Source organism: Rhodococcus sp. 06-221-2 (assembly GCF_002258365.1).
Taxonomy (GTDB): Bacteria; Actinomycetota; Actinomycetes; order Mycobacteriales; family Mycobacteriaceae; genus Rhodococcoides; species Rhodococcoides fascians.
In genome coordinates this window covers 632006-655567 of the sequence record NZ_NOYJ01000035.1, presented here as the reverse complement: position 1 = coordinate 655567, position 23562 = coordinate 632006, and the positions used below count along the sequence as shown (strand labels likewise).

Sequence of the window (23562 nt, the reverse complement as noted above, 5' to 3'; positions counted from 1 at the left end):
GCCACGCTCCTCGCGATGTCGGGGGTACAGCACTGCCCAGAAAGGGCACTCAGTGCCAAGCTTCACCCCAGTGTACGACCGCACCGGCCTCGATTCAAGGGTGGGGCTCGCCAAGACGGCACTGAGTGCCATCTTAGGTGGGTGTCACTCCGGAAGGTGGCGGGCCAACGCGTCGGCGACGGTGTTCACGGACGTGCCCCGCGGGAATGTCGCGACCACGACGTCTCCCGAGGACTGGGCGCGGACCTGCGCCAACGCTGCGCGCAAGTCGGTGACGGACGTCGGCAGGCCGTCGCGGATCATCCGTCGTAGAAAGTAGTTGTGGGTCGCGGTCACCGAGGCGGAGAACTGCAGGATCTCCAGATGAGGGCGGTCGGGCAGCGCCCGCTGCAGGTATTCGACGAAGAGACGGTCGTAGCGGAAAACGGTGACGATCTCGCGATCGCGCAGGGCGGGAATTCGATGCACCACCTGATATCGCAGCCGCGACATCTCTTTCCAGTCCGAGAATCGCTCGTACACCAGCTGCGCGGCATCGCAGACGGCCTGCCATGGGTCGTTGGTGTTGGACGCGAGCAGAGCGCCGACCTGCTCGAGCAGAATCTCGTGATCGGCGAAGACGACGTCTTCCTTGGCGCGGAACTGCCGGAAGAACGTCCGACGCGAGATTCCGGCCGCCACCGCGATGTCGTCCACCGTCGTCGAGTCGTAGCCCTTGACCGAGAACAGATCCAGGGCCGCGGTGGCCACGGTCAGCCTGAAGTCGGTGGATTCCTCGGGTTCTCCGCGCATGCCAGTGAAGGTAGCGGAGTTTCGGCAGGGGCACTGAGGTCGTCCTTCTCGGTGGCTGATTGCTAGTGTTCGCAAGTAGCCTGCTTCGCAGTGCTCGGTGAAGCGGAAGGACGTCATGGCCACGGATTCGAGTCGACCGCTGTACAGAATGAAGGCCGACTTCTTCAAGACGTTGGCTCATCCCGCGCGCATTCGAGTGCTGGAACTGTTGAGCGAACGCGAACACGCAGTGTCCGAGATGCTGCCCGAGGTGGGCATCGAGCCGGCAAATCTGTCGCAGCAGCTGTCGATTCTGCGTCGCGCGGGTCTCATCGAGGGCACTCGGGAGGGATTGTCGGTGTCGTACACGCTGACGTCGCCGAAAGTGGCGGACCTCCTCGTGGTGGCCCGGGAGATATTGACCGGAGTGGTGGCCAACCAGGTGGAACTGCTGGACGGCGAGTCCGGATCGCGCACCTGAGCCGACCGTCGAGGGAGGTGTGCAGCATCTCTCCGCGTCTGATTCATTACTTGCTAAACTTAGCAATCAACTGGATCAAGAACGATGAGCTTTCAGGAAGCGTCGCATGTCCGAACCGACGAAACGCACCCGTAGGAACGACGCCCTGAGGGCGGTATCCGCCCTTCTACCCCGCTGGAGCGAGTGGAAGCCCGCGCTGCGCGCACCCGGTTCGGATCTTCTCGCCGGCCTGATCGTGGCGCTGGTGGCGCTGCCCCTCGCGCTCGGATTCGGAGTCAGCACCGGGCTGGGTGCAGCGGCGGGACTGACCACCGCCATCATCGCGGGAGTCGTGGCCGCGGTATTCGGTGGCTCACGGTTTCAGGTATCGGGTCCGACCGGTGCGATGACGGTGGTGCTGGTCCCGATCGTGGCCGAATACGGGCCGACGGGAGTGCTCGCGGTCGGGCTGCTGGCCGGGATCATTCTGTTGGTGCTCGCGGTAGCAGGAATCGGCCGAGCTGTGCGGTACATGCCCGCGCCCGTCATCGAGGGATTCACCGCGGGCATTGCCGTTGTCATTGCACTGCAACAGGTTCCGTCGGCGCTGGGTATCACGGACGCGGACGGTGACAAGGTCTGGCAGTCCGCGTTCGATGCTGCCCGTTCGTTCGTCGCGCATGCGAGCATCCTCACCCCCGCTGTGGCGATCGCCGTCGCGATCGTCATGCTCGTCGGCGGCCGCCTGGCACCGAAGATCCCGTTCTCGCTGGTCGCGGTTGCTGCCGCTACCGTGGCCACCCAGCTGTTCGATCTGGACATCGCCCGCATCGGCACCATTCCGTCGTCGTTGTCCGCCCCGAGCCTGGGCTTTTTCCACCTGGGTGACGTGACGGCGTTGCTGGCCCCGGCGTGTGCCGTCGCCGCTCTGGCTGCCCTGGAATCGTTGCTGTCCGCCACCGCCGCGGACTCAATGGGCGTCGGCGCTCGCCACAACCCCGACCGGGAGTTGTTCGGACAGGGCCTTGCGAACATCGCCGCACCCCTGTTCGGGGGCATCCCCGCCACAGGTGCCATCGCCCGGACTGCGGTCAACGTTCGATCCGGTGCCCGCACCAGGCTCGCGGCCCTTACCCACGCGGTGATCCTCGCCGCCATCATGTACTCCGCGGCGGGGTTGGTCGCCGATATCCCGCTCGCAGCCCTGGCCGGAGTACTGCTCGCAACCACGGTGCGGATGGTCGAGACCGCGTCCATCCGGGCGATCACCCGCGCCGGCCGCGGGGACACCGTGGTGATGGCGGCGACCTTCCTCGTCACGGTGGTCTTCGATCTCGTGACGGCGGTGGCGGTCGGCGTCGGGTTCGCTGCCGTCCTGGCTCTCCGGGCCGTTGCGCGATCGGCCACGGTCGAGCAGGTCCCGTTGAACACACTCGATGCGGTCTCGAAGGAAGAAGGAGACCTACTGCGGGAACACATCGTCGCGTACCGCATCGACGGTGCGCTGTTTTTCGGTGCCGCGCACAGCTTCCTGCTCGAACTCGCCGACGTCTCGGACGTGAAGGTTGTGATCCTCCGTATGTCCCGAGTCACCACGATCGACGCCACCGGCGCCATCGTTCTCAAGGACACCATCACCGAACTCGAACACCGACACATCACCGTCCTGATCTCCGGTGCCAAGCCCGAGCATCTGCGGCCACTCGCAGCCCTGGGTGTGTTCACCACCAAGGACGACGACGCTCGACACGTCTTCGACACCACCCCGCAGGCCATCGCCTGTGCACGCACGCTGGTGACCGAGGCGACCACGCCCCGCGGGTAGGGTCGTAGGTCACACTTGCGTACGAAAGGACCAGCTCATCGTGGCTCTCGTTGCCGGAATCGACTCTTCCACCCAATCGTGCAAGGTTTTCGTTCGCGATGCCGACACCGGGGAGTTGGTGCGTCACGGCCGTGCCGGTCATCCCGACGGCACCGAGATCGACCCGCAGCGGTGGAAGGAAGCACTCGACGAGGCCGTCGACGCCGCCGGCGGGCTGGACGATGTCGCTGCGGTGTCGGTCGGCGCTCAACAACACGGCATGGTCTGCATCGACGACAACGGATCCGTGGTCCGTAAAGCATTGCTGTGGAACGACACTCGGTCGGCCCAGGCGGCAGAGGATCTGATCGCGGAGCTCGGCGAGAAGACCGGTGGCGACGGCGGTCAGGCCTGGGCCGACGCGGTGGGCGTGGTTCCGTTGGCCTCGATCACCGTCGCCAAGCTGCGGTGGCTCGCCGACAACGAGCCCGACAACGCCGATCGCACTGCGGCGGTGTGCCTTCCGCACGATTGGATCGGCTGGCAGCTCGGTGGCGCGTCGGGGCTCGACGCGTTGGCCACCGATCGCGGCGATGCGAGCGGCACCGGATACTTCTCGGCGGCCACGAACGAGTATCGAACGGATCTGTTGCAGTTGGGCTTTCGTGGCCGCAACCCATTGCTGCCCCGCGTGGCAGCGCCGAACGAGGCGATAGGCCACACTGCCGCCGGTGCGCTGATCGGCCCTGGTACCGGAGACAATGCCGCGGCGGCGCTTGCCCTCGATGCGCAGCCCGGTGATGTGGTGGTCTCGATCGGCACGTCCGGCGTCGTCTCGGCGGTGACCACCGCCGCCGCGGCCGACGGTTCGGGCCTGGTCGCCGGATTCGCCGACGCCACCGGGCGTCAGCTGCCGTTGGTGTGCACGCTGAACGCTGCTCGCGTCCTCGATGCGACGGCGCGGATGCTGGGCGTCGATCACGACGAGTTGTCGCGGTTGGCTCTGTCGACGACGAGCGACGGTGTGGTGATGGTGCCGTATTTCGAGGGCGAGCGGACGCCCAATCTCCCCGATGCATCCGGAGCGATTCATGGACTACGCCTGAACAATTCGACTCCGGGCCATCTCGCTCGCGCGGCCGTCGAAGGACTGCTGTGCGGACTGGCCGACGGTATCGACTACCTGCGTGCACAGGGAGTGCAAGTGCGGCGCGTACTGCTCATCGGCGGCGGTGCCAAGTCCGCGGCGCTCCGAGCCTTGGCCCCGGCAATTCTCGGGGTGCCGGTGGCCGTACCCGAGCCCGGTGAATACGTCGCCGACGGGGCAGCGCGCCAGGCAGCATGGACTTTGGCCGGGACCAGTGAACCGCCGACCTGGGCGCAGGCCACCTCGAAGACATACGAGGCAGACCCCACGCCGGCGGTGCGAGAGCGCTTCGCGCATGTGAGTGGAAACTCGTAGCAGGGGTCGAGTTTCCACGCACATGCGGCGCAGCCGCTCAGGGAATCAGGCGCGCATCTCGGTAACGCTGAATCACCGAGGCGATGGCATCGGGCGTGGATCGGAAGCCCAGGAAGCCGGCCTTCTTGGACTTGTTCATGTCTGTCAGGCATTCCATGTCGCGGCCGAGGTCACCGTCGGTGTGCCACCACGACGCCAGCCGGGAGACATCGCTCTCGACCAGATCGTGCTTCTCGGCGATGCGCTTCCACGCGGCGGCCGCGTCGGACATGCGGGGTTCGAGGGGACGCGGTTCGGTGTCGAAGCCTTCGGGTTCGACACCGAAGTGCTCGGCGAACTGCGGCCACAGCCACCGCCAGCGAAAGACGTCACCGTTGGCGATGTTGAACGCCTCGTTGCGCGCGTTGTCGTCGGTTGCCGCCCACACCATCTGCTCGGCGAGCAGGTCGGCGTCGGTGAGGTCGGTCAGGCCGTTCCACTGGGTTTCGGAGCCGGGGAAGACGAACTTCTCGCCCAGTTCCTTGCAGATCGACGCGTACACGGACAGCGTCAGCATCATGTTCATCGCGTTGCCCACGGCAAAACCGGAGACGGTGTGTGCGCGGTGCACGCTCCACCCGAATCCGAATTTCTCTGCGCCGGCGAACAGTTCGTCTTCCTGCGCGTAGTAGAAGTTCGGCGTGTCGAGGCGGTCCTCGGTTTCGTGGAACGGCGTCTCGGCCATCACGGCCTCACCGTATGCATCGAACGGGCCGAGGTAGTGCTTGAGTCCGGTCATCAGCGCGACGTGCTTCACCGAATCGAGGGGGCCGAGAACATCGAGCACATTGCGTAGGGTCGCCGAGTTGACCTCGATGTTCTCCTGCTCGGAGTCCTTCTTCATCCACGCGGTGAAGAACACGACCTCGGGGCGGACGTCCTTCAGCGCGTCTTCGAGGGACTGCGGGTCGAGCAGATCCGCCGCGACCGGCACGACGCCGTCGACGGGGGTACTGCCGCTCCGACTCAGTCCGTAGGTGGTCCAGCCTGCATCGAGTGCTGCGCGGCACAGCGCCTGCCCGGAAATGCCGGTGGCACCGACGATCAACGCGCGCGTGGTGTTCGTAGTCATCGGGTCCGGTTACCCACTGGAGCCGATGCAACACGTGACGCTTCACTCACGTCAGGGCCAGTACTTGCTGGACGACGAGCACGATCGCGCCCACGGCCGAGACGGCGATTGCCGTGATACGTAGGCGTCGCCGATCGAGAACTCGGTTGATCACCCGAGAGAGCAGGAACCCCAGAACTGTCGCTGGGGCCAGGAAGGCGAACAGCGTGGCGGTGTGGCTGTTCACCGCTCCGGCCACCGTCAACACCGCGATGGAGATGATCGAGCCGACGAGGAAGAAGCAACTCATCGTGCTGCGGAGTTCGGCTCCGGAGTTGCCTTGCCACACCAGAGCCATCGGTGGCCCACCGATGGAGGTGGCGGTTCCCAGAACTCCCGACGCGGCCCCGGCGACGACGAGATTACGTCTGTGCGGCAACGGAACCCAGCCGAACGACGTCAGCGCGACGCCGCCCAGGACCACGAGTGCCAACAGTATCGCCAGCCCGCGTTCGGGCAACAGGACCAGTAGCAGCGCACCCACCACCGAGCCGGGGAGTCGTCCGGCGAGTGCCCATCCGGCTCCCGAGAGATCGAGAGCCGTCCGGTCGCGTACCAGTACGAGCACGCTGACCACGACCGCGAGCATGATCAGCGTTCCCGGTACCAGTCCGGGGTCGACGATGGCCACGATGGGGGCGGCCAGCATGCCCATGCCGAAGCCGATCGACGCCTGCATCGCGGATGCGAAGAAGATCGCGAGGGCGACGACGACGAAGCCGGTGACACTCAGGTGCGTGAGTGTCATGTTCCGGCGGCGACGAGACCGAGATTCCCTGCCACGAGCGGATAATGGCATTCGGCAACATGATCGGCCTCGTCGGCGTCGTGTGCGACGGGTGGTGCGTCGCTCGCGCACAGGTCGGTCGCCTTCCAGCAGCGAGTACGGAAACGGCATCCCGACGGCGGATTCAGTGGCGACGGCACCTCGCCTTTCAGCAGAATCTTGTCCCCGCGGCTCGACGCGTCGAGTGTGGGTGCGGCCGACATCAACGCTGCGGTGTAGGGGTGGGCGGGCCGATCGAATACTGCCTCCGTAGCGCCTGATTCGACGATGCGGCCCAGGTACATCACCGCGACTCGGTCGGCGACGTGCCGGACCACCGAGAGATCGTGCGAGATGAAGACGTAGGAGATGCCGAGTTGCTTCTGCAGATCGTTGAGCAGGTTGAGCACCTGGGCCTGGACCGAGAGATCGAGAGCCGACACCGGCTCGTCGCAGATGATGACGTCGGGGTTCAGTGCCAGAGCGCGCGCGATGCCGAGGCGCTGCCGCTGACCGCCGGAGAACTCCTGCGGGAATCGGTTCTCGTCGCTCGGTCGCAGGCCTACCAGGTGCAGCAGTTCGCGTACTCGTGCCGAACGATCGCGCCGAGTCTTGTACAGGCTCTTGTGAGTTCGCCACGGTTCGCCGATGATGTCGCCTGCCGTCATCCGCGAGTTCAGTGAACCGTACGGGTCCTGAAACACCATCTGCACCCGTCGACGCCACGCGAGGAGTTCTTTGCCGCGCAGAGCGAAGGGATCGATGCCGTCGAAGGCGACGGTCCCCGAGTCCGGGCGTTCGAGCATCATCAACGTCCGCGCGAGAGTGGACTTGCCGCAGCCGGATTCGCCGACCAGGCCGAGGGTTTCGCCGCGTCGCAGATCCAGGTCGATGGCATCGAGGGCGCGGAGCTTGCCGCGGCCGACGTCGAAGGTCTTGTTCAGGCCGCGCACGGTCAGCAGTTGCTCAGACATGGCTGGATACCTCGTTCGGGAAGTGGCATGCCGACATACGGCCGTTGCCGACGGATTCGAGCGGCGGGCGAGCGCTGATGCAGATGTCGCGGGCGATCGGGCAGCGGGCCTGATAGACGCATCCGCTGGGAATGGAATGCAGATCCGGCGGGGTGCCGCCGATCGACTTCAGATCCTCACCGCGTACGGCGTGAACGGGAACCGAGTCGAGCAGTCCCTTGGTGTACGGGTGGCGCGGTTCGCCGAACACCTCGGCCACCGGTCCGGTCTCGACGACGTTGCCCGCGTACATGATTGCCACTCGATCGGCCTCTTCGGCCACCAGAGCGAGATCGTGGGTGATGAGTACGACGGCCATGTCGTGCTCGGTGCGCAATTCCTTGAGCAGTGCCATGATCTGCGCCTGCACGGTGACATCGAGGGCGGTGGTCGGTTCGTCGGCCAGCAGTACCGACGGACTCAGGGCCACGGCCATCGCGATCAGCAGGCGTTGCCGCATGCCGCCGGAGAACTGGTGTGGGTAGGAGTCGGCGCGTGATTCGGGCTCGGGGATACCCACGCGGGCCATCAGGGCGATGGCCTCGACTCGCGCCTGCTTGGCCGACATACCCCGGTGGATCCGAAACGGCTCGGCCAGTTGAGTTCCCACGGTATAGACGGGATTGAGTGCGGTCAGTGCATCCTGGAAGACGATGGCCAGTTCTGTGGCCGCGATGGTGCGTCGCACCTTGGTCTTGGCGGTGACCAAATCGACGTCGCCCATCTCCACCGAGCCGCCGGTGATGTCGGCGATCGGCTCGAGCAACCCGACGATGGCCTGTGCTGTCATCGACTTTCCGCAGCCGGATTCACCGAGCAGAGCCAGGGTTTCACCGCGGCGTGCGCTGAAGGTGACGTTGTCGACGGCGCGGATGACGCCCGACGGCGTTCGCAGGTCGACGGTCAGTCCGCGTACGTCCAGGGCGACACTGCCGGTGTCGGGTCGCGCCGACGGTGCGCTGGTTGCCGGTGCGCTCATGAGACGACCTTTCGTGCGGGGATCAGGCGAGACCGCTTGGAGCGGGGGACATTGAGTCGCCACCGCTGCGCGGGATCGGTGGCGATGCGGGCCCAGGCGGCGAGAACGGTGGCCGAGACGGTCGTCAACACGATCGCGAGGCCGGGGAAGAAGGAGAGCCACCAGGCGGTCTGCAGGTAGGTACGGCCCTGCGAGACCATCAGGCCCCACGAGACGTCGGGAGGTTGAATGCCGATGCCCAGGAAGCTCAGTGACGACTCGGCGAGGATGACGAAGCAGAAGTCCAGGGTTGCGACGGTCAGCAGAGTCGGCAGCAGAATCGGGGCCACGTGACGCCGGATGACCGACCCGCTCGTGGCACCGAACGTGCGGGCGGCGTCGACGAACAGTCGGCTCTGCAGCTCGGCCGACTCGGCGCGAGCGGTGCGCAGGTAGATCGGGATTCGCGTGATGGTCAGCACCAGAACGATATTGGCGGCGCTCGGTGAGAAGACGTAGAGCACAACGACGGCCATCAGCAGGGACGGAAAGCTGAGGATGACGTCGGCGACGCGCATCGCCGCGGTTTCGCGCCAGCCGCGATGAAAACCGGCCCACATACCGATGAACGAGCCGATGATCGCCGAGAGGATCACTGCTGGAATGGCCACCGAGAGTGTGGTTCTGCTGGCGACGATCAGCCGTGCCAACATGCTGCGTCCCAGTGGATCCGTGCCGAAGATGTTCATCCAGCCGGTGTCGAGGGTGAACGGAGGCAGATTGGAGCGGTCGAGATCCTGATCGGTGGCGGCGTCACCGACCAACATCGGGCCGAAGATCGCGGTGAGGAAGACCAGCACCAGGATTGCGGCAGCGACGGTGGCGACCCGGTCCCGCAGGAGTAGCTTCCACAGCGGGGCCGACGCCTTGCGGGCTTCCACCGGAGCCGTCGGTGGAACATCCTCCGGCTCGGATGTTTTCGGTGCTTCGAAGTCGAGTGACATGTTCTTAGACCTTCACCTTGTCGCGAACCCGGGCATCGAGCAGTGCATAGCAGGCATCGATGACGATGTTGAGCACGAAGATGCTCACCGCCGTCAACAACACGGCCGCCTGCAGAACAGCGAAGTCGCGCTGCAGGATGGCGTCGATCATCAGTTTTCCGATACCCGGCCAGCCGAAGATGGCTTCGACGACCACCGCGCCGTTGACGAGTCCGACCATCAGGTCGCCGGCCACGGTCAACGCCGGTGCCGCGGCGTTGCGCAGAGCGTGGTGGGTGACGACCCGAAGGTCGCCCGCCCCTTTGCTTCTCGCCAGCCGCACGTAGGGTGCCGACAGTGCCGAGACCATCGCGCCACGGACCACCTGAGTCAGGACGCCGAGCGGTCGAATGAGCAGTGTGGCGATCGGCAACACCCACGAGAGCATTCCGCTGTCCACGCCCGAGGTGGGCAGCCAACCGAACAGGATCGCGAAGACGTAGACGCCCATGATGGCGAACCAGAAGTCGGGAATGGATGCGGCCGTCATCGACAGCAGGCTCGAGATGCGATCGGCCAGCGAGTTCGGCCGGTATGCGGCCCAGCAGCCGATGATCACCGCACCGAGGATGGCGAGGAACATCGTTGCGAACGCCAGCTGCAGCGTTGCGGGGAAGGCACGCAAGGCCATCGCCGACGCGTCCTCACCGGTGCGCAGTGACTGCCCGAAGTCCAGTTGCACGACACCCTTGAAGTAGTCCAACAGCTGTGTCAGGACCGGCTGATCGAAGCCGTTGGTGGCACGGAATGCTTCGCGTTGGGCCTGGGTCGCGGATTCGGGGAGGTACAGGCTGGTGGGGTCGCCGGTGAGCCTGGCGAGGAAGAAGACGCCCAGCAGAACGATGAACAGCGGGATCAAGCTGGTGTAGATCCGTCGGCGCAGAAATCTGAACATGTCAGGGCCTCTCGGTCTCGGCGCGGGTCATCGCGGCCAGATGCATTTCGTCGACCGTGGCCGAGTCCGGGGTGTAGTCCACGGAGGCGGCCTTCGCCAACACCCCGTTCATGTGTGCGATGTAGGCCATCTGCATGATGTCCTTCGGCTCGTCCGCGAAGACCTGCGCGTACGCGGCCTGCCTGTCTTCTCCGGTGAGAGCGCCGGCAGCGGCGATCTCCTTGTCGAAGTCCGCTGTGCCGTAGGCACTCTGGAACCCATCACTGGTGAAGTACTGATCGACGGTGAAGGCGGAGTCGCCGGCCTGGTTGCCGTGCTGGATGACCAGCAGGTACGGACCGACGTCCGGGAACGGACGTTCCTGGTACTCGGCGGTTCCTGCGGCGTCCATCATTTCGATCTTGACGTTCATGCCGATCTTGGACAGCGAGTTCTGAATGACCTCCACCGTTTCGTTGATCTTCGGGAACTGCCCGGTGCGTCCGATGAGACGGATCTCGGTGTCCACCGGAACCCCGTCAGCGCGAGCCTGCTCGATCAACGTCCTGGCCTCGTCCATGTCGTAGGGCCAGGGAGTCAGGTCCTCGTTGTATCCCACGACGCCCTCGGAAATGAGCTGTGCTGCAGGGGAACCGAGTCCGCGGAACAACGCCTTGACGATGCCGTCGCGATTGATGGCGTAATTGATCGCCTGCCGAACCCGCATGTCGTCCAGTGGCGGTTGCGCGGCCTGCATGCGCAGTGCCGTGGTCTCGTTGTTGGGATAGGCCACGCCGAGGTCGCCTGCACCGTCCTCCGGTCCGACCGACGTGGCGATCTCGGCCTCGCCGTTGGTCACCATCGACGCGCGGACACTGCCCTCACTGCGCCATTGGTATTCGGCCCTGGCGTATTCGGGCTTCGGGCCCCAGTAGGTCTCGTTGCGTACCAGGGAGAGCTTCTGGCCGTAGTCCCACCGCTCGATCGCGAACGGGCCGGTGCCGATCGGTTCGCGTACCCGCTCGGTGTAGCTCGCAGTGCGCGGAACCATCTCCACGAACGAGAGCCGCAGCGGCAGAATGGGATCGGGCTCGGGTGACTGCACTGTCAGCGTCAACGGGTCGACGGCTTTCACCACCAGGTCGGCGTCGCCGAAGACGTATCCCTCGACGTTGCATCCCAGTTCGGAGTTGACGGTGCGGTCGACGGAGAACGCTGCATCCTCGGCTTCGAAGGGGCTGCCGTCGCTGAACGTCACGCCGGGGTGAATGGCGAACGTCCACTCGGTGTCCGAGGTCTGCTCCCACGAGTCCGCCAACTTCGGTTCGAGATCACCGGTACCCGGATTGCGCTCCATCAGCGGCTCGGTGATGTTCGAGCGAGTGACCACTCCGACCGACGTCAGCGATACGTCGCAGGCTTCGAGGGTGGGCGGTTCCTGAGGCAGAACGATGCGCAGGGTGTCTGCGCGGGCTGCGGTTCCGTTGCTCGAGTTCGCGACGGTGCAGCCGCTTGCGATCAATGAAAGTGATAGTGCGCCAACAGCAATAGCGGCGACGCGATGGGTCCGTCCCTGCTGCACGGAGAGTGCAGGGCTCATGGTGGCCTCCAGTGGGAAAAGGGATACGCGTCATCGAGCCGCATTCGGATCTGTGACGGTAGACACACGGTAGGAGTGGGTGATCTCCACCGTCAACCGGACGAAAGCGACGTTTCGGCCCGTTATCCACGTCACAATCGTGCTGGATCAGTGTGGATGCTCGCAGTTCAGCGCCTCTGAGCAGGTCGAACGTCCAAACGGGTTAGGTCTACCTGCATGCTGAGGGTCATGTTCATGCCGTTTGGGTATCGGTCCATGTTATTTGCGTGTTGGACAGGTATCCGAGAAGCGGCATACCGTACAGGAAACGCGCACGCTCCACCACATCGCGAGGAGAACAACGGTGACCACCGGTCAACAGGAAAAGTCTGTGTTGCAACAAGATTCACGTCAGGGGGGCCGCGTGCTCCGAGTCGGGCCGCTGAAGCCGTCCCTGATGGACACTCTGGTTGCCGACTACGACGCGCTGACCTTGCCCGACGGGGACGAGCGTGAGCAGTTCCTGGCCGAACACGGCCCGTCGATCACCGCCGTCGTCACCTCCGGCCGAACCGGCGTCGACGCAGCGCTGATGGAGCGGTTGCCGCAGCTCGGAGCCGTCGTGAACTTCGGAGTCGGATACGACACCACCGACGTCGACGCGGCCACCGAGCGTGGCATCGGGGTCAGCAACACCCCGGATGTGCTCACCGACTGCGTCGCGGATCTCGCTGTCGGCCTGGTGATCGACACCGTGCGTGGGCTCTCGTCCGCGGAGCGATTCGTACGGGCCGGCCGCTGGCCGGCCGAGGGCAACACTCCGCTGACCCGCCAGGTCACCGGCAAACGAGTCGGGATCATCGGGCTCGGCCGGATCGGATCTGCAATCGCGGACCGGCTCACCGCATTCCGATGCCCCATCTCGTACCACAACCGCAACGAGATCGACGGTTCACCGTATGCGTACGCGGCCAATCCTGTAGCGCTCGCCGAGAGCGTCGACGTACTGATCGTCGCCGCCTCGGGCGGCTCGGGAACGGCCCATCTGGTCGATCGCGCGGTGCTCGAAGCGCTGGGGCCGCAGGGCTATCTGATCAACGTGGCGCGCGGAAGCGTCGTCGACGAGGAGGCGCTGATCGAACTGCTCGCCTCCGGGCAGCTCGCCGGTGCGGGTCTGGACGTGTTCGCCCACGAACCGAACGTGCCCGACTCTCTGCTCGCGATGGACAACGTGGTGCTGTTGCCGCACGTGGGCAGCGCAACGGTGGAGACTCGCGCCGCCATGGAAGCACTGACACTGGAGAACCTCGATCGATTCCTGGCCGACGGCTCCCTCGTCACGCCGGTGACGAAGTGACCGTCGTCGTCGGCTACTCGCCGACCACCGAAGGAAAAGGCGCGCTGCCCTTCGCATTTCGCGAGGCCCAGATGCGCGGAACGGATCTGCTCATCGTCGCCGAGGACAACAGCGCGGCAGACGCCGACTTCGCTGCCACCGTCGAATCGGCTCGCGAGGAGGCGTCGGCGGTCGGTGTCACGACGAAGATTCACGACAACGAGGCCGGCCGCTCGCACGCTGACAACCTGATCGACCTGTCGTTCGACGAGCAGGCTCAGTTGGTCGTCATCGGCATCCGACGTCGATCGCCCGTCGGAAAGTTGTTCATGGGCAGCATCTCTCAGCGCGTACTGCTCGAGGCGCACTGCCCGGTGACGGCCGTCAAGCCGCCGGTGGGGACGCCGCGGTAGTCGTCACGCCCACTCACGTGTCGGCAGCACGTCGGTCATGAAGCGGTGCAGTGCCGGGTTGTCGTTGTCCACGCGCCATGCCGCGTCGAGTTCGACGGGGCGTTCCTTTACGGTCCGAACCGGTCGGAACACAACGCCTTCCGGCCGCATGGTCGACGCCGACTCGGGTACCAGGGCCAGTCCGATTCCCGAGCGAACGAGCACCAGCATCGTGTGTACCTGGGTCACGTACTGCACGTAGCGCGGCGAGACCCCGACGATGGTGAAGGTGCTGATCAGCAGTTCGTGGAAGTACCGCGCGTCGACGGGCGAGTACATGATGATCGGCTGCTCGTCGAAGTCCTCTACCGACAGCTCGTCCTTCGCGGCCAGCGGGTGTTCTTCGGGCATCGCCGCGATCAACGACTCGTGCAGCACCGGCCGGGACGCGATGCCCGGTCGCTTGAGCGGGGGTCTGGCCAACCCGAGATCCAGATCGCCGATAGCCAGAGACTCCATCTGTACCGCCGAGACCATCTCGCGTAGAACGATTTTCACGTCCGGTAGCTTCTCGCGCGCGGCGTCGAGCAGCTGCGGGAGCACCGCATGCGCCGATGCCCCGGTGAATCCCACGATCACAGTCCCCAAGTCTCCGGTGGGAACGCGTCGTACCGTCAGCAGTGCGCCCTCGGCGAGGTCGAGGATGCGTCGGGCCTCGGGTAGGAAGGCCAATCCCGCGGCCGTCAGGGTCACCGACCGGCTCGTGCGGTCGATCAGCTGCACGCCGACTTCGCTCTCGAGTTGTTGGATCTGCCTGCTGAGCGGCGGCTGCGTCATGTGCAGACGTTCGGCGGCGCGGCCGAAGTGCAATTCCTCGGCGACGGCGATGAAGCAGGACAGCCTGTTGAGCGAGAACATCGATTCATTCCTTGCATCGCGCTGGGAGTTCCGGCGTGCCTTTTCGTATAAATCTAGCGCACGTCGTCCGCGCTTCGGTGATTAGTAACCTTCCCTCCGGTAAGAGTAGAGTTGCTCGCGGAGTGGACGCCCATCCCGGTTGTCGTCCCTCGTAACCATCGAACGGAGTCGTCGTGTCTCGAGCTGCCCAGGTGCCCGGCACCGCCGTCGAAGACGTCTCGGTGCTGGGTGCGTTGCGCTCACCCAGGCGACTGAAGACCGAGGTTCTTGCCGGGCTGGTGGTGGCGCTGGCGTTGATCCCGGAAGCCATTTCGTTCTCGATCATCGCCGGTGTTGATCCCCGCGTCGGGTTGTTCGCGTCGTTCACGATGGCCGTCACCATCTCCATCGTCGGGGGTCGACCGGCGATGATCTCCGCGGCCACCGGAGCGATCGCCCTGGTGGTCGCCCCCTTGGCTCGCGAGTACGGCCTCGACTACCTCATTGCCGCGGTCATCCTCGGGGGAGTGCTGCAGATCGTGTTGAGCGTCCTCGGCGTCGCCAAGTTGATGCGATTCATCCCGCGCAGTGTCATGGTCGGATTCGTCAACGCCCTGGCTATCCTGATCTTCACCTCACAGGTGCCGTACCTGATCGGGGTGCCGTGGTTGGTCTACCCGATGGTCGCCGTCGGACTGCTCATCATGTTCTTCCTGCCGAAGCTCACCACTGTCGTGCCGGCACCTCTGATCGCCATCGTGATTCTCACCGCCGTCACGCTCGTCTTCGCGCTGGCCGTCCCGGACGTGGGCGACGAGGGTGAACTGCCGTCCTCGCTGCCGTCGTTCCTGATCCCGGACGTGCCGTTCACGTTCGACACCCTGTCGATCATCGCGCCGTTCGCTCTGGCCATTGCCCTGGTCGGTCTGCTCGAATCACTGATGACGGCCAAGCTCGTCGACGACATCACCGACTCGCACTCCAACAAGACTCGTGAGGGCTGGGGTCAGGGCGTGGCGAACCTGGTCACCGGATTCACCGGCGGTATGGGCGGCTGCGCGATGATCGGCCAGACCATGATCAACGTGAAGGTCTCCGGTGCCCGCACCCGTATCTCGACGTTCCTCGCCGGCACCTTCCTGCTGATCCTGGTGGTCGGTCTCGGCGACATCGTCGCGCTCATTCCGATGGCCGCATTGGTCGCCGTGATGATCATGGTGTCGGTCGGCACCTTCGACTGGCACAGCATTCACCCGAAGACGTTGCGCCGCATGCCCAAGAGCGAAACTCTCGTCATGGTGGCCACCGTCGCTGTCACCGTGGTCACCCACAACCTCGCGTACGGTGTCGTCGTCGGAGTGATCACCGCGATGGTCTTGTTCGCCAGGCGGGTTGCACACCTGACCGAGGTCGTCGACGTCGCACATCCCGACGACGACACCCGCGTCTACGCCGTCAAGGGCGAGTTGTTCTTCGCGTCGAGCAACGATCTGATCTACCAGTTCGACTACGTCGGAGATCCGAAGAACGTCGTCATCGACATGTCCGAGTCGCACATCTGGGACGCGTCGACCGTTGCGACCCTGGACGCCATCACCACCAAGTACGCAGCCAAGGGCAAGACGGTGGAGATCGTGGGCCTGAACGCGCCGTCGACCGAGCGGCACGATCGTCTCAGTGGAAACCTGGGTGCCGAGCACTGACTAGGGTGGTTGGTCGGGCGAAGAGAGGCGGCACATGACAGACGACGGCGTACACATGCAGATCGGGCAGGTAGCTCAGCGAACCGAGCTGTCGATTCGCACGGTTCGTCACTACGACGATGTCGGTCTGGTCACGCCCTCTGCTCGGACCGTCGGCGGCTTTCGGCTCTACACCGAGTCCGACGTCGAAAGACTGCTCGTCATTCGCCGGATGAAGCCACTCGACTTCACGTTGGCCGAAATGAAACAGCTACTGGAATCCCTCGACGTTCTCGGCGACGAGAACGCGACCGACGACGCGAGGTCGTCGGCTGCGGCCTTCGTTCGTGATTGCCACACGAAGGCCGAGGAAAGCTGCCGCACGTTGCGGCGGCAGCTCGCCTACGCCGAGGAGTTGACCGAGGTGCTGTCGACTCGCGGCGCAGCGGCCCAGATCTGACCGGCCCAGATCGGACCGCCCAGCTCTAGCCGTCCACGACCACCGGGACGATGAGGGGCTGGCGGCCCAGGGTCTGCTTGGCCCAGCGGGCCGATTCCTGCACGATGCGCTTCTCGATGTTCTCGCGGGAGGCAACCTTGACGTCGCTCTCGCGTGTGAGGGTCTTGCCGATCGCCTTGGCCAACGAGTCGAAAGCGTTTGCTTCGTGGGCGAATCCGCGCCCGATGAAGTCGACGTCGTCGACCAGCAGGCCGGTGTCGGGATCGACGATGGCGATGACGGTCAGCACGCCCTCGTTCGCGAGGAGGCGACGCTCGGCCAGTGAATCCTCCGTCACGCCACCAACGGCACTGCCGTCGACGTAGATCAGTTCGATGGGGACGGAGCCGGTGATCTGCGCGACGCCGTCGTACAGGTCGATGACGCTTCCGTTCTCGGCGATGATCACGCGATCGCGAGGAACACCGGTCCTGATGGCGAGATCGGCATTGGCACGCAGGTGCCGTGATTCACCGTGTACGGGAAGCACATTGGCGGGTTCGAGGATGTTGTAGCAGTAGACGAGCTCGCCGGCGCTGGCGTGACCGGAGACGTGCACCTTCGCATTTCCCTTGTGCACCACGCGTGCACCCTTGTCGACGAGGCCGTTGATGACGCGGTAGATCGCGTTCTCGTTGCCGGGGATCAGGCTGCTCGCCATCAGCACGGTGTCGCCGTCGCCGACCTTGATCTGATGCTCACCCGACGCCATCCGCGACAGCGCCGCGAGGGGCTCGCCCTGCGATCCGGTGCAGATCAGGGTGATCTTGTTGGCCGGGAGCCGGTTGAGCTTCGGGAGGTCCACGACGAGGCCGTCGGGAACGTCGAGGTAGCTCAGGTCGGTCGCAATCTTCATGTTGCGCACCATCGATCGGCCGACGAACGCAACCTTGCGGCCCTGTGCGTGTGCGGCGTCGAGTACCTGCTGAATGCGGTGCACGTGACTGGCGAAGCTCGAGACGATCACGCGTCCCGTCGTTTCGCGGAACACCTTCTCGATGGCCGGGACCAGGTCGCGTTCGGAGACCATGAACCCGGGCACTTCGGCGTTGGTGGAGTCGACGAGGAGGAGATCGAGCCCTTCCTCACCGAGGCGTGCGAAGCTACGGAGGTCGGTGATCCGACCGTCCAGCGGGAACTGGTCCATCTTGAAGTCACCGGTGTGCAGCACCAGCCCGGCGTCGGTACGAATGGCGATGGCCAGACCGTCGGGTATCGAGTGGTTGACGGCAATGAACTCGAGCTCGAACGGGCCTTCCTGCCGGGTTTGCCCCGCCTCGACCTCGATCAGCGTGGTCGAGACCTTGAACTCCTCGAACTTGGCAGCCAGGAAGTGCAGCGTCAGTCGCGACGAGATGACGGGAATGTCGCCGCGCTCGCGCAGCAGATACGGGACGCCGCCGATGTGGTCCTCGTGCCCGTGCGTCAGAACGATGGCAACGACGTCGTCGAGGCGATCCCGGATGCAACTCCAGTCGGGGAGGATGACGTCGACGCCGGGCTGATGCTCCTCGGGAAACAGCACGCCGCAGTCGACGATGAGCAGCTTTCCGTCGAATTCGAAGACGGTCATGTTCCGGCCGATCTCGCCGAGACCGCCCGTCGCGATCACGCGAAGGTGCCCTGCCGACAGCGCTGAGGAGGATCGCTTTCGAGGTGCGGCGGGGGATCTGCGTTGGCGTGGTGATCTAGACATGACCTCAACGCTACGGGGGACTGCCGACCTGGCGTTCACCCCGGTCCGTAGATTCGAGCATCTGCCCGTAGTGGACAGGATGTCCAACCTCGTCGCGGGAGTCGTAGAGTCGCCGGGACGCGTCTGCAATGGACACGATGGTGCAGGTGAGGCCGCCACCGCAGTTGTCTGTTCACGTCCTGGGCCGAGTTTCGGCGTACCGGTCGCCGATGGTCCTGCCCACGATCTGTAACAAGCGCGATGCGTCGCGCATGGCCAGGTCGACGTCCGGTTCGAGAGAAGTCAGCGTATGAACGTCGGAAACGCCTGCCGCATGGGCTGCACCGTCACTGATCTCGCTTCTGCCCACCGCGGCAACGACTGCGATCCCGTGTTCGCGGGCAGCCCTGGCAACTCCGATGGGCCCCTTTCCGTGCAGGCTCTGCGCATCGAGCGAACCCTCTCCGACGACGACCAACTGTGCATCGGCGAGTAGGTCGTGGAAGCCGGTGAACTCGAGCATGAATTCGATGCCGGGAACGAGTCGCGCACCGAGAACGCTCGCGAGTCCGAATGCGAGTCCGCCCGCTGCACCTGCACCTGGCATGGTGCGCAGGTCACGGCCGGTCGCTACGTCCACTTGATCGGCCCAGTGCCGCAATCTCGCGTCGAGGGCGTCGACCTGATGAGCTGTGGCCCCTTTCTGCGGCCCGTAGATCGCAGCTGCGCCGGTGGGACCGGTCAGTGGATTGTCCACGTCGCAGACCACCACGAGATCGATGGAGGAGAGCCGAGAGTCGACGCCGGTCAATCTCGCGTCGGAGCGGTCGATCCGTGCCCCGAGCGCCGTCACCGCGCCCATGCCGCCGTCGGTGCAGGCGCTGCCACCGACCCCGATCACGATGCGGTGCGCGCCGCGTTCGAGGGCATCGGCGATCAACTCGCCGACTCCGAAGGTCGTGGCGTGCATGGCGGATTCCGGGGAGGGGCCACCCGGTACGAGTGCCAGGCCGGCTGCGGCGGCCATTTCCATGACGGCACAACCGCCGAGGAAGGCATATTCTGCCCGGACGGACGGACCGGTCGGCCCCGTCACCGAACACGACACACGTTGCCACCCTCGGGCGAGCATCATCTGGACTGTTCCTTCACCGCCGTCGGCGATGGGAAACTCCACGACGTCGGCCGACGGGATCGAGGTGCGAATGCCGCGAGCCAACGCACCGGCCGCCTGCCCGGCCGTCAGGGATCCTTTGAACTTGTCCGGTGCCACAACGATTTTCGGTCCTGTCACGACGACGTGCCGGAAATCGATCCATGTCGGGCCCCAAGAGCGACGTAGCGCTCGGCGTTCGCGACGACGCCGCGGCGCTCGTCCTCGGTCGTGTCCCGACGCACTGTGCCCGGTAGTCCGGCAACCAAGGAGTTCGGTGGTACGACGCTCCCTTCCAACACGAGCGTGCCCGCAGCGATCATCGATCCGCGGCCGATGTGTGCTCCGTTGAGGATCAGCGCACCCATCCCGATCAGCACGTCGTCTTCCACCGTGCAGCCATGGAGCACGGCGCGGTGTCCGACGGACACGTTCGCTCCGATCGTCACTGGATAGCCGGGGTCCGAATGCACCACGCATCCGTCCTGGATGTTGCTTCCGGCCGAGATCGTGATGGAGTCACCGTCACCTCTGACGACCGAGCCGTACCAGACACTTGCACGAGGTCCGATGGTCACATTTCCGACGACCACTGCCGGAGAAGCGACCCATGCGCTCGAATCGACCGATGGGCGTGAATCTTCCGATATCAGAACAGTCATGGACGATCAGAATCCGACGTGTTCGTTGCCCTTGAGGCCCAGCCGGGTTCGCGCCTCGGCCGGACTTGCAGGGGAGCGGTCGAACAGGGCCGCGAGCTCTACTGCTTTGGTGACGAGGTCGGCATTGGACTTGGCAACCTCGGTTCGCCGCACCCGTAGGTTGTCTTCGATTCCGACTCGGATGTTGCCGCCGAGCATGAGAGAGAGTGCAGCGAGGTTGAATTCGTTGGGGTAGCCCACGCCGGCTGCGGACCAGGTGAACGAATCCTGGCCGAACAGTCGTTCCGCAGTACGGAGCATGTGGATCAGTTGGTCCGGCTCACCGCCGTTTGCTCCCAGCACACCGAGGACGAATTGGATATTGAACGGTGCCTCGAGATGCCCGTCCTTGATGAGCTGTTTGAGATTGAACAGCTGACCGACGTCGTAGACCTCGATTTCCGGCCGAGTGTTCGAGTCCTTCATCAGCGCTGCCATGTACTCCATGTCGGCAAAGGTGTTCTTGAAGATGTAGTCCCGGGTGCCTTCCAGATAGTCGCGCTCCCAGTCCGCGAACGGAAGGTCTCGCGCCGCGACCGGGAAGATGCCGAAGTTGAAACTACCGGCGTTGAACGTCCCCATTTCCGGACGAAACTTCAGGACCGACCCACGTTCTTCGATGGTCATACCGCGTCCGCCACCGGTAGTCGGTTGGAGTACGGCGTCGGTTTCCTTCTTCAATTCGGTCAGCAGTCGATCGAACAGTTCCAGGTCCGCGACCGGCTTGCCGGTCGCTTCCTCACGGACGTGCAGATGCAGAATCGAGGCACCTGCCTCGGCTGCTCGAACTCCCTCGCGCACAATCTGATCCACGGTCACGGGTATTGCGGGGCTCTGTGCGGGCACGGTCATGCCGCCGGTCAGGGCGCAGGTGATGATTACTTTGTCGTCCATGATGTTCTCCTCGGTCGTATTCGGTCAGGATGTCGAGTTGTAGGTGCCGGCGAGCTCGGCCAGTGTGGATCGATCGGGTCTGCGTTCCCCTCGTTCGCAGGCGTGCACGATCTGGACGATGAGGTTGTTCAACGGGGCCTGTGCGCAGACGTGTCGGGCAGAGGTGGTGACGCCACCGTTGATGACGTCGACTTCGGTCAGCGCACCGCGTTCGAGATCTTGGAGCATCGATGCCTTGGTCGGCCCCAGTTTCGACATCAGGTCTTCCAACGCCGCGTCGGCCGCCGGCCGATCGGCGTCGTCACGAACGACGAGAGCTGTCGGTGACACTCCAGCGACTTCGTCGAGTTCGATCCCTAGAGCGTGCGAGACGTCGAATCCTTCGGCCCACAGTCGAAATGCGACGTTGCGTCCGTTCGGATCCGACGCGATCTCGGCGTAGGTGAGCCCACTGACCGCTCCCAGACCGGAAAAAGTGCTGTTGAGCAACAGCTTTGCCCATACTTGCCCGAGTATGTTGTCGACCACGCGGACCTCGGCTGCGTCCGCCATGAGCGCCGCCAGTGTTTCGGTGCGGGGCGAGGTCGATCCATCCTTCTCCCCGATGACGAACGGTGCCACTGTCGTCTGCGCGACGTGTCCGACGCCGAGATTGGTAGCGCCCCATTCGACGACCCCGATCAAGAACCTGTCGCTTCCGACGAGTCGTTCGACGGTGTCCTGGACGAGCCCGTTGCCGAACGACACGTACGTGTCGACCAGGTTCCGTTCGACGAGGGGGGCCAAGGCGGTGTCGATGTAGAGCGCCTTGAGGAAGACCAGGGCGAAATCGAACGTTCCGGTGAGCTCCGAAACATTGGATACCGCATCGATTTTCACGAGGGACTCGTGTCCGAGTTCGTCGAACCGCAGCCCGGGATCACGCATCGCCGACGCGTGTGCGGCGTTGGCGTCGAGGACTGTGACGTGGTGGCCGGCACGGGCCAAGTGTGCGGCGGTCACACCTCCGATCGCGCCTGCACCGACGATCAGGATTCTGATGCTCATGGGTATGCCTCTTCGTTGGGTTCGGTGGCGGATGTCGAAGGATGCGGACCGATGCCGCCCTGGGGCCGATGAAGGATGTGAGCGTTCTCGGGCATGGGGTTACCACCGTTCGGGACTGTGCTGTGGTGTCAGTGAGAGATGTTGTGGGCGAAAGGTTTCAGGGGTGAGATCTGGAGGTCGTCGGTGCAGTGATCGCAGCGTTCGTTCTGACGCAGCCGCAGGTGGTTCCGATGCGCATTTCGTGTGCGCGCAGGACAGCTTGAAACGATCCGCCTACGCCGTCGATGCGTCGCACCAGAAGTTCGAGTGCCTGCTCGGCGAGTTCTCGGCGAGGCTGGCGGACGGTGGTGAGCTCGACGAGAGAGGATGCTCCGGGAAACAGGCCGTCGAATCCGGTGACTGCGACATCGTGTGGGACGCGAATGTTGTTCGTACGCAGCGCACTGAGAGCTCCCAGCGCGATCACGTCGCTGCCGCATACCAGCGCTCTGGGCAGTACTTTGCCGGCGAGCAGTTTCTGCACGGCCTGCGCTCCGCCTGCTTCACTCAGGTAGGTGGTGATGCCGGAGCTGCTGGAGCCGCGAAGACCGCGTCGGTCGGTGACGCTGCGGAATCCGGCCTCGCGGGCGGCGGACGCGCTCGAGGTGCGTGGTCCGGTGATGGTCACGATATCGGTGTAACCGTGGCCGACGACATGCTCCATCATCTCTGTCGCAGCGGTGAAGTCGTCGATACCGACGAAGTCTCCGGCGATGCTGTCGATGCGGCGCGAGAGCTGCACGAAGGGGATGTGCGCGCTGCGTAGAGACCGGATCACATCGCCGTCGTCCGGATGCAGAACCGTGAGCACTACTCCGTCGACCTGGCGGGCGATCATGGCTTCGGTGATGCTGCGCAGAGTGTCCGGATCTTCTTGGGTATGGGAGACGAAGACTTCGTAGCCCTTGGCGCGTGCTGCATCGATGGCCCCGGCCGCAATTTCGGCATAGAAGGGATTTGCGATGTCGGTCAGCACCAATCCGATGACGCGAGTGCGTTGGGCTCGTAGTTGAGCGGCTCGCACGCTCGACGTGTGACCCAGGCGCTGCGCGACGTCGAGAACGTGTGAGCGGGTCTCGTCCGACACCCCTCCACGCCCGTTCATGACGTACGACACGGTCGCGCCCGAGACACCAGCAGCTCGGGCCACCTGTGCGGCCGAGACGCGAGGTCGGATGGTCGAGGTGGCTGCGACACCATCGGTGCCCTCGGTGGTGTGGTCTCCTTCGTTCGGCTGCACTGTCTCGACCTCCTTCCCTCTCTCGTGGCGGAATCCGAGGTTAAGTGTGACCTGAATCATTAAGCAACGTTAAGCGCGATGGAGCTCGGATCTGCCGGTAAGTGTGCGAGTCAGCCGTGTCGTACCA

The 23562-nt window shown here is 64.6% G+C and carries 22 protein-coding genes; 7 read left to right on the top strand and 15 right to left on the bottom strand.

All coding sequences use genetic code 11. The features are described 5' to 3' along the window. Nucleotides 1-144: 144 nt before the first annotated feature. Complete coding sequence (locus tag CH281_RS24790; RefSeq protein ID WP_094695755.1) at nucleotides 145-792, bottom strand: TetR family transcriptional regulator; 648 nt, start codon at nucleotides 790-792, stop codon at nucleotides 145-147. 115 nt (nucleotides 793-907) lie between these two features. Here CH281_RS24790 and CH281_RS24785 point away from each other — a divergent pair, with 115 nt between their 5' ends. From CH281_RS24785 to CH281_RS24775, 3 genes are all read left to right on the top strand, one after another. Continuing rightward, nucleotides 908-1252, top strand: coding sequence for an ArsR/SmtB family transcription factor (locus CH281_RS24785; protein ID WP_027495297.1), 345 nt, complete (start codon nucleotides 908-910; stop codon nucleotides 1250-1252). 106 nt (nucleotides 1253-1358) lie between these two features. Next, entirely contained in the window at nucleotides 1359-3056 is a 1698-nt protein-coding gene (locus tag CH281_RS24780) for a SulP family inorganic anion transporter (protein WP_094695754.1), read from the top strand. Nucleotides 3057-3096: 40 nt separating this feature from the next. Next, complete coding sequence (locus CH281_RS24775; RefSeq protein ID WP_094695753.1) at nucleotides 3097-4497, top strand: xylulokinase; 1401 nt, start codon at nucleotides 3097-3099, stop codon at nucleotides 4495-4497. Between the two features lie 37 nt (nucleotides 4498-4534). On the opposite strand, the gene CH281_RS24770 is transcribed toward CH281_RS24775, so the two are convergent. From CH281_RS24770 to CH281_RS24740, 7 genes are read right to left on the bottom strand one after another with little or no spacing between them, the layout of a single operon-like run. After that, nucleotides 4535-5608 carry an SDR family oxidoreductase gene (locus tag CH281_RS24770; RefSeq protein WP_094695752.1) on the bottom strand — a complete coding sequence of 358 codons (1074 nt, stop codon included), beginning with the start codon at nucleotides 5606-5608 and terminating at the stop codon, nucleotides 4535-4537. A gap of 46 nt (nucleotides 5609-5654) precedes the next feature. After that, nucleotides 5655-6395, bottom strand: coding sequence for a sulfite exporter TauE/SafE family protein (locus CH281_RS24765; RefSeq protein WP_080731235.1), 741 nt, complete (start codon nucleotides 6393-6395; stop codon nucleotides 5655-5657). Beyond that, nucleotides 6392-7387, bottom strand: coding sequence for an ABC transporter ATP-binding protein (locus CH281_RS24760; protein ID WP_094622534.1), 996 nt, complete (start codon nucleotides 7385-7387; stop codon nucleotides 6392-6394). Before CH281_RS24760 ends, CH281_RS24765 begins: the two co-directional genes overlap by 4 nt. After that, nucleotides 7380-8405 (bottom strand): ABC transporter ATP-binding protein, encoded by a 1026-nt coding sequence (locus CH281_RS24755; RefSeq protein WP_094622535.1) that lies wholly within the window; start codon nucleotides 8403-8405, stop codon nucleotides 7380-7382. The genes CH281_RS24760 and CH281_RS24755 overlap by 8 nt, the downstream gene beginning before the upstream one ends. After that, complete coding sequence (locus CH281_RS24750; RefSeq protein ID WP_094622536.1) at nucleotides 8402-9388, bottom strand: ABC transporter permease; 987 nt, start codon at nucleotides 9386-9388, stop codon at nucleotides 8402-8404. Before CH281_RS24750 ends, CH281_RS24755 begins: the two co-directional genes overlap by 4 nt. Nucleotides 9389-9392: 4 nt before the next feature. Beyond that, complete coding sequence (locus tag CH281_RS24745; RefSeq protein ID WP_094695751.1) at nucleotides 9393-10322, bottom strand: ABC transporter permease; 930 nt, start codon at nucleotides 10320-10322, stop codon at nucleotides 9393-9395. A 1-nt stretch (nucleotide 10323) separates the two neighbouring features. Next, the gene (locus CH281_RS24740; protein ID WP_094695750.1) at nucleotides 10324-11901 is read right to left on the bottom strand and encodes an ABC transporter substrate-binding protein; all 1578 of its coding nucleotides are present in this window, start codon (nucleotides 11899-11901) and stop codon (nucleotides 10324-10326) included. A gap of 436 nt (nucleotides 11902-12337) precedes the next feature. On the opposite strand from CH281_RS24740, the gene CH281_RS24735 reads away from it, so the two are divergent. Both CH281_RS24735 and CH281_RS24730 read left to right on the top strand, forming a co-directional pair. Beyond that, on the top strand, nucleotides 12338-13237 hold the full coding sequence (locus CH281_RS24735) for a 2-hydroxyacid dehydrogenase (RefSeq protein WP_179274288.1): 900 nt from the start codon (nucleotides 12338-12340) through the stop codon (nucleotides 13235-13237). Next, entirely contained in the window at nucleotides 13234-13629 is a 396-nt protein-coding gene (locus CH281_RS24730; RefSeq protein WP_027495308.1) for a universal stress protein, read from the top strand. The genes CH281_RS24735 and CH281_RS24730 overlap by 4 nt, the downstream gene beginning before the upstream one ends. Nucleotides 13630-13632: 3 nt before the next feature. Here CH281_RS24730 and CH281_RS24725 read toward each other — a convergent pair whose 3' ends face one another. After that, nucleotides 13633-14526 carry a LysR substrate-binding domain-containing protein gene (locus CH281_RS24725; protein ID WP_027495309.1) on the bottom strand — a complete coding sequence of 298 codons (894 nt, stop codon included), beginning with the start codon at nucleotides 14524-14526 and terminating at the stop codon, nucleotides 13633-13635. Nucleotides 14527-14699: 173 nt separating this feature from the next. Between CH281_RS24725 and CH281_RS24720 the strand changes: the two genes are divergently transcribed. Continuing rightward, nucleotides 14700-16208, top strand: a complete 1509-nt coding sequence (locus tag CH281_RS24720; RefSeq protein ID WP_027495310.1) for a SulP family inorganic anion transporter — start codon at nucleotides 14700-14702, stop codon at nucleotides 16206-16208. 34 nt (nucleotides 16209-16242) lie between these two features. Beyond that, nucleotides 16243-16647, top strand: a complete 405-nt coding sequence (locus CH281_RS24715) for a MerR family transcriptional regulator (RefSeq protein ID WP_032367131.1) — start codon at nucleotides 16243-16245, stop codon at nucleotides 16645-16647. Nucleotides 16648-16672: 25 nt separating this feature from the next. Here the strand turns inward: CH281_RS24715 and CH281_RS24710 are convergent, their stop codons facing one another. The 6 genes from CH281_RS24710 to CH281_RS24685 form a co-directional block, all read right to left on the bottom strand. After that, the gene (locus tag CH281_RS24710) at nucleotides 16673-18382 is read right to left on the bottom strand and encodes a ribonuclease J (RefSeq protein ID WP_045841016.1); all 1710 of its coding nucleotides are present in this window, start codon (nucleotides 18380-18382) and stop codon (nucleotides 16673-16675) included. Between the two features lie 172 nt (nucleotides 18383-18554). Further along, the gene (locus CH281_RS24705) at nucleotides 18555-19655 is read right to left on the bottom strand and encodes a glycerate kinase (protein ID WP_256984027.1); all 1101 of its coding nucleotides are present in this window, start codon (nucleotides 19653-19655) and stop codon (nucleotides 18555-18557) included. Then, the gene (locus CH281_RS24700; RefSeq protein WP_094695749.1) at nucleotides 19652-20176 is read right to left on the bottom strand and encodes a gamma carbonic anhydrase family protein; all 525 of its coding nucleotides are present in this window, start codon (nucleotides 20174-20176) and stop codon (nucleotides 19652-19654) included. The genes CH281_RS24705 and CH281_RS24700 overlap by 4 nt, the downstream gene beginning before the upstream one ends. Before the next feature lie 6 nt (nucleotides 20177-20182). Further along, nucleotides 20183-21109: a 3-keto-5-aminohexanoate cleavage protein gene (locus CH281_RS24695; protein WP_032387571.1), complete on the bottom strand. Its 927-nt coding sequence runs from the start codon at nucleotides 21107-21109 to the stop codon at nucleotides 20183-20185. A gap of 24 nt (nucleotides 21110-21133) precedes the next feature. After that, the gene (locus tag CH281_RS24690; RefSeq protein WP_094695748.1) at nucleotides 21134-22156 is read right to left on the bottom strand and encodes a ketopantoate reductase family protein; all 1023 of its coding nucleotides are present in this window, start codon (nucleotides 22154-22156) and stop codon (nucleotides 21134-21136) included. 157 nt (nucleotides 22157-22313) lie between these two features. Then, nucleotides 22314-23435, bottom strand: coding sequence for a LacI family DNA-binding transcriptional regulator (locus CH281_RS24685; protein ID WP_235580058.1), 1122 nt, complete (start codon nucleotides 23433-23435; stop codon nucleotides 22314-22316). Nucleotides 23436-23562 lie beyond the last annotated feature (127 nt).

What these genes read in the sequence shown, in the direction of transcription:
- CH281_RS24695 (WP_032387571.1), bottom strand. Translation starts at nt 21,109, where the DNA reads ATGGACGACAAAGTAATCATCACCTGCGCCCTGACCGGCGGCATGACC.
- CH281_RS24690 (WP_094695748.1), bottom strand. Translation starts at nt 22,156, where the DNA reads ATGAGCATCAGAATCCTGATCGTCGGTGCAGGCGCGATCGGAGGTGTG.
- CH281_RS24740 (WP_094695750.1), bottom strand. Translation starts at nt 11,901, where the DNA reads ATGAGCCCTGCACTCTCCGTGCAGCAGGGACGGACCCATCGCGTCGCC.
- CH281_RS24755 (WP_094622535.1), bottom strand. Translation starts at nt 8,405, where the DNA reads ATGAGCGCACCGGCAACCAGCGCACCGTCGGCGCGACCCGACACCGGC.
- CH281_RS24725 (WP_027495309.1), bottom strand. Translation starts at nt 14,526, where the DNA reads ATGTTCTCGCTCAACAGGCTGTCCTGCTTCATCGCCGTCGCCGAGGAA.
- CH281_RS24750 (WP_094622536.1), bottom strand. Translation starts at nt 9,388, where the DNA reads ATGTCACTCGACTTCGAAGCACCGAAAACATCCGAGCCGGAGGATGTT.
- CH281_RS24735 (WP_179274288.1), top strand. Translation starts at nt 12,338, where the DNA reads ATGGACACTCTGGTTGCCGACTACGACGCGCTGACCTTGCCCGACGGG.
- CH281_RS24745 (WP_094695751.1), bottom strand. Translation starts at nt 10,322, where the DNA reads ATGTTCAGATTTCTGCGCCGACGGATCTACACCAGCTTGATCCCGCTG.
- CH281_RS24715 (WP_032367131.1), top strand. Translation starts at nt 16,243, where the DNA reads ATGACAGACGACGGCGTACACATGCAGATCGGGCAGGTAGCTCAGCGA.
- CH281_RS24785 (WP_027495297.1), top strand. Translation starts at nt 908, where the DNA reads ATGGCCACGGATTCGAGTCGACCGCTGTACAGAATGAAGGCCGACTTC.
- CH281_RS24780 (WP_094695754.1), top strand. Translation starts at nt 1,359, where the DNA reads ATGTCCGAACCGACGAAACGCACCCGTAGGAACGACGCCCTGAGGGCG.
- CH281_RS24770 (WP_094695752.1), bottom strand. Translation starts at nt 5,608, where the DNA reads ATGACTACGAACACCACGCGCGCGTTGATCGTCGGTGCCACCGGCATT.
- CH281_RS24700 (WP_094695749.1), bottom strand. Translation starts at nt 20,176, where the DNA reads ATGACTGTTCTGATATCGGAAGATTCACGCCCATCGGTCGATTCGAGC.
- CH281_RS24790 (WP_094695755.1), bottom strand. Translation starts at nt 792, where the DNA reads ATGCGCGGAGAACCCGAGGAATCCACCGACTTCAGGCTGACCGTGGCC.
- CH281_RS24710 (WP_045841016.1), bottom strand. Translation starts at nt 18,382, where the DNA reads ATGTCTAGATCACCACGCCAACGCAGATCCCCCGCCGCACCTCGAAAG.
- CH281_RS24760 (WP_094622534.1), bottom strand. Translation starts at nt 7,387, where the DNA reads ATGTCTGAGCAACTGCTGACCGTGCGCGGCCTGAACAAGACCTTCGAC.
- CH281_RS24765 (WP_080731235.1), bottom strand. Translation starts at nt 6,395, where the DNA reads ATGACACTCACGCACCTGAGTGTCACCGGCTTCGTCGTCGTCGCCCTC.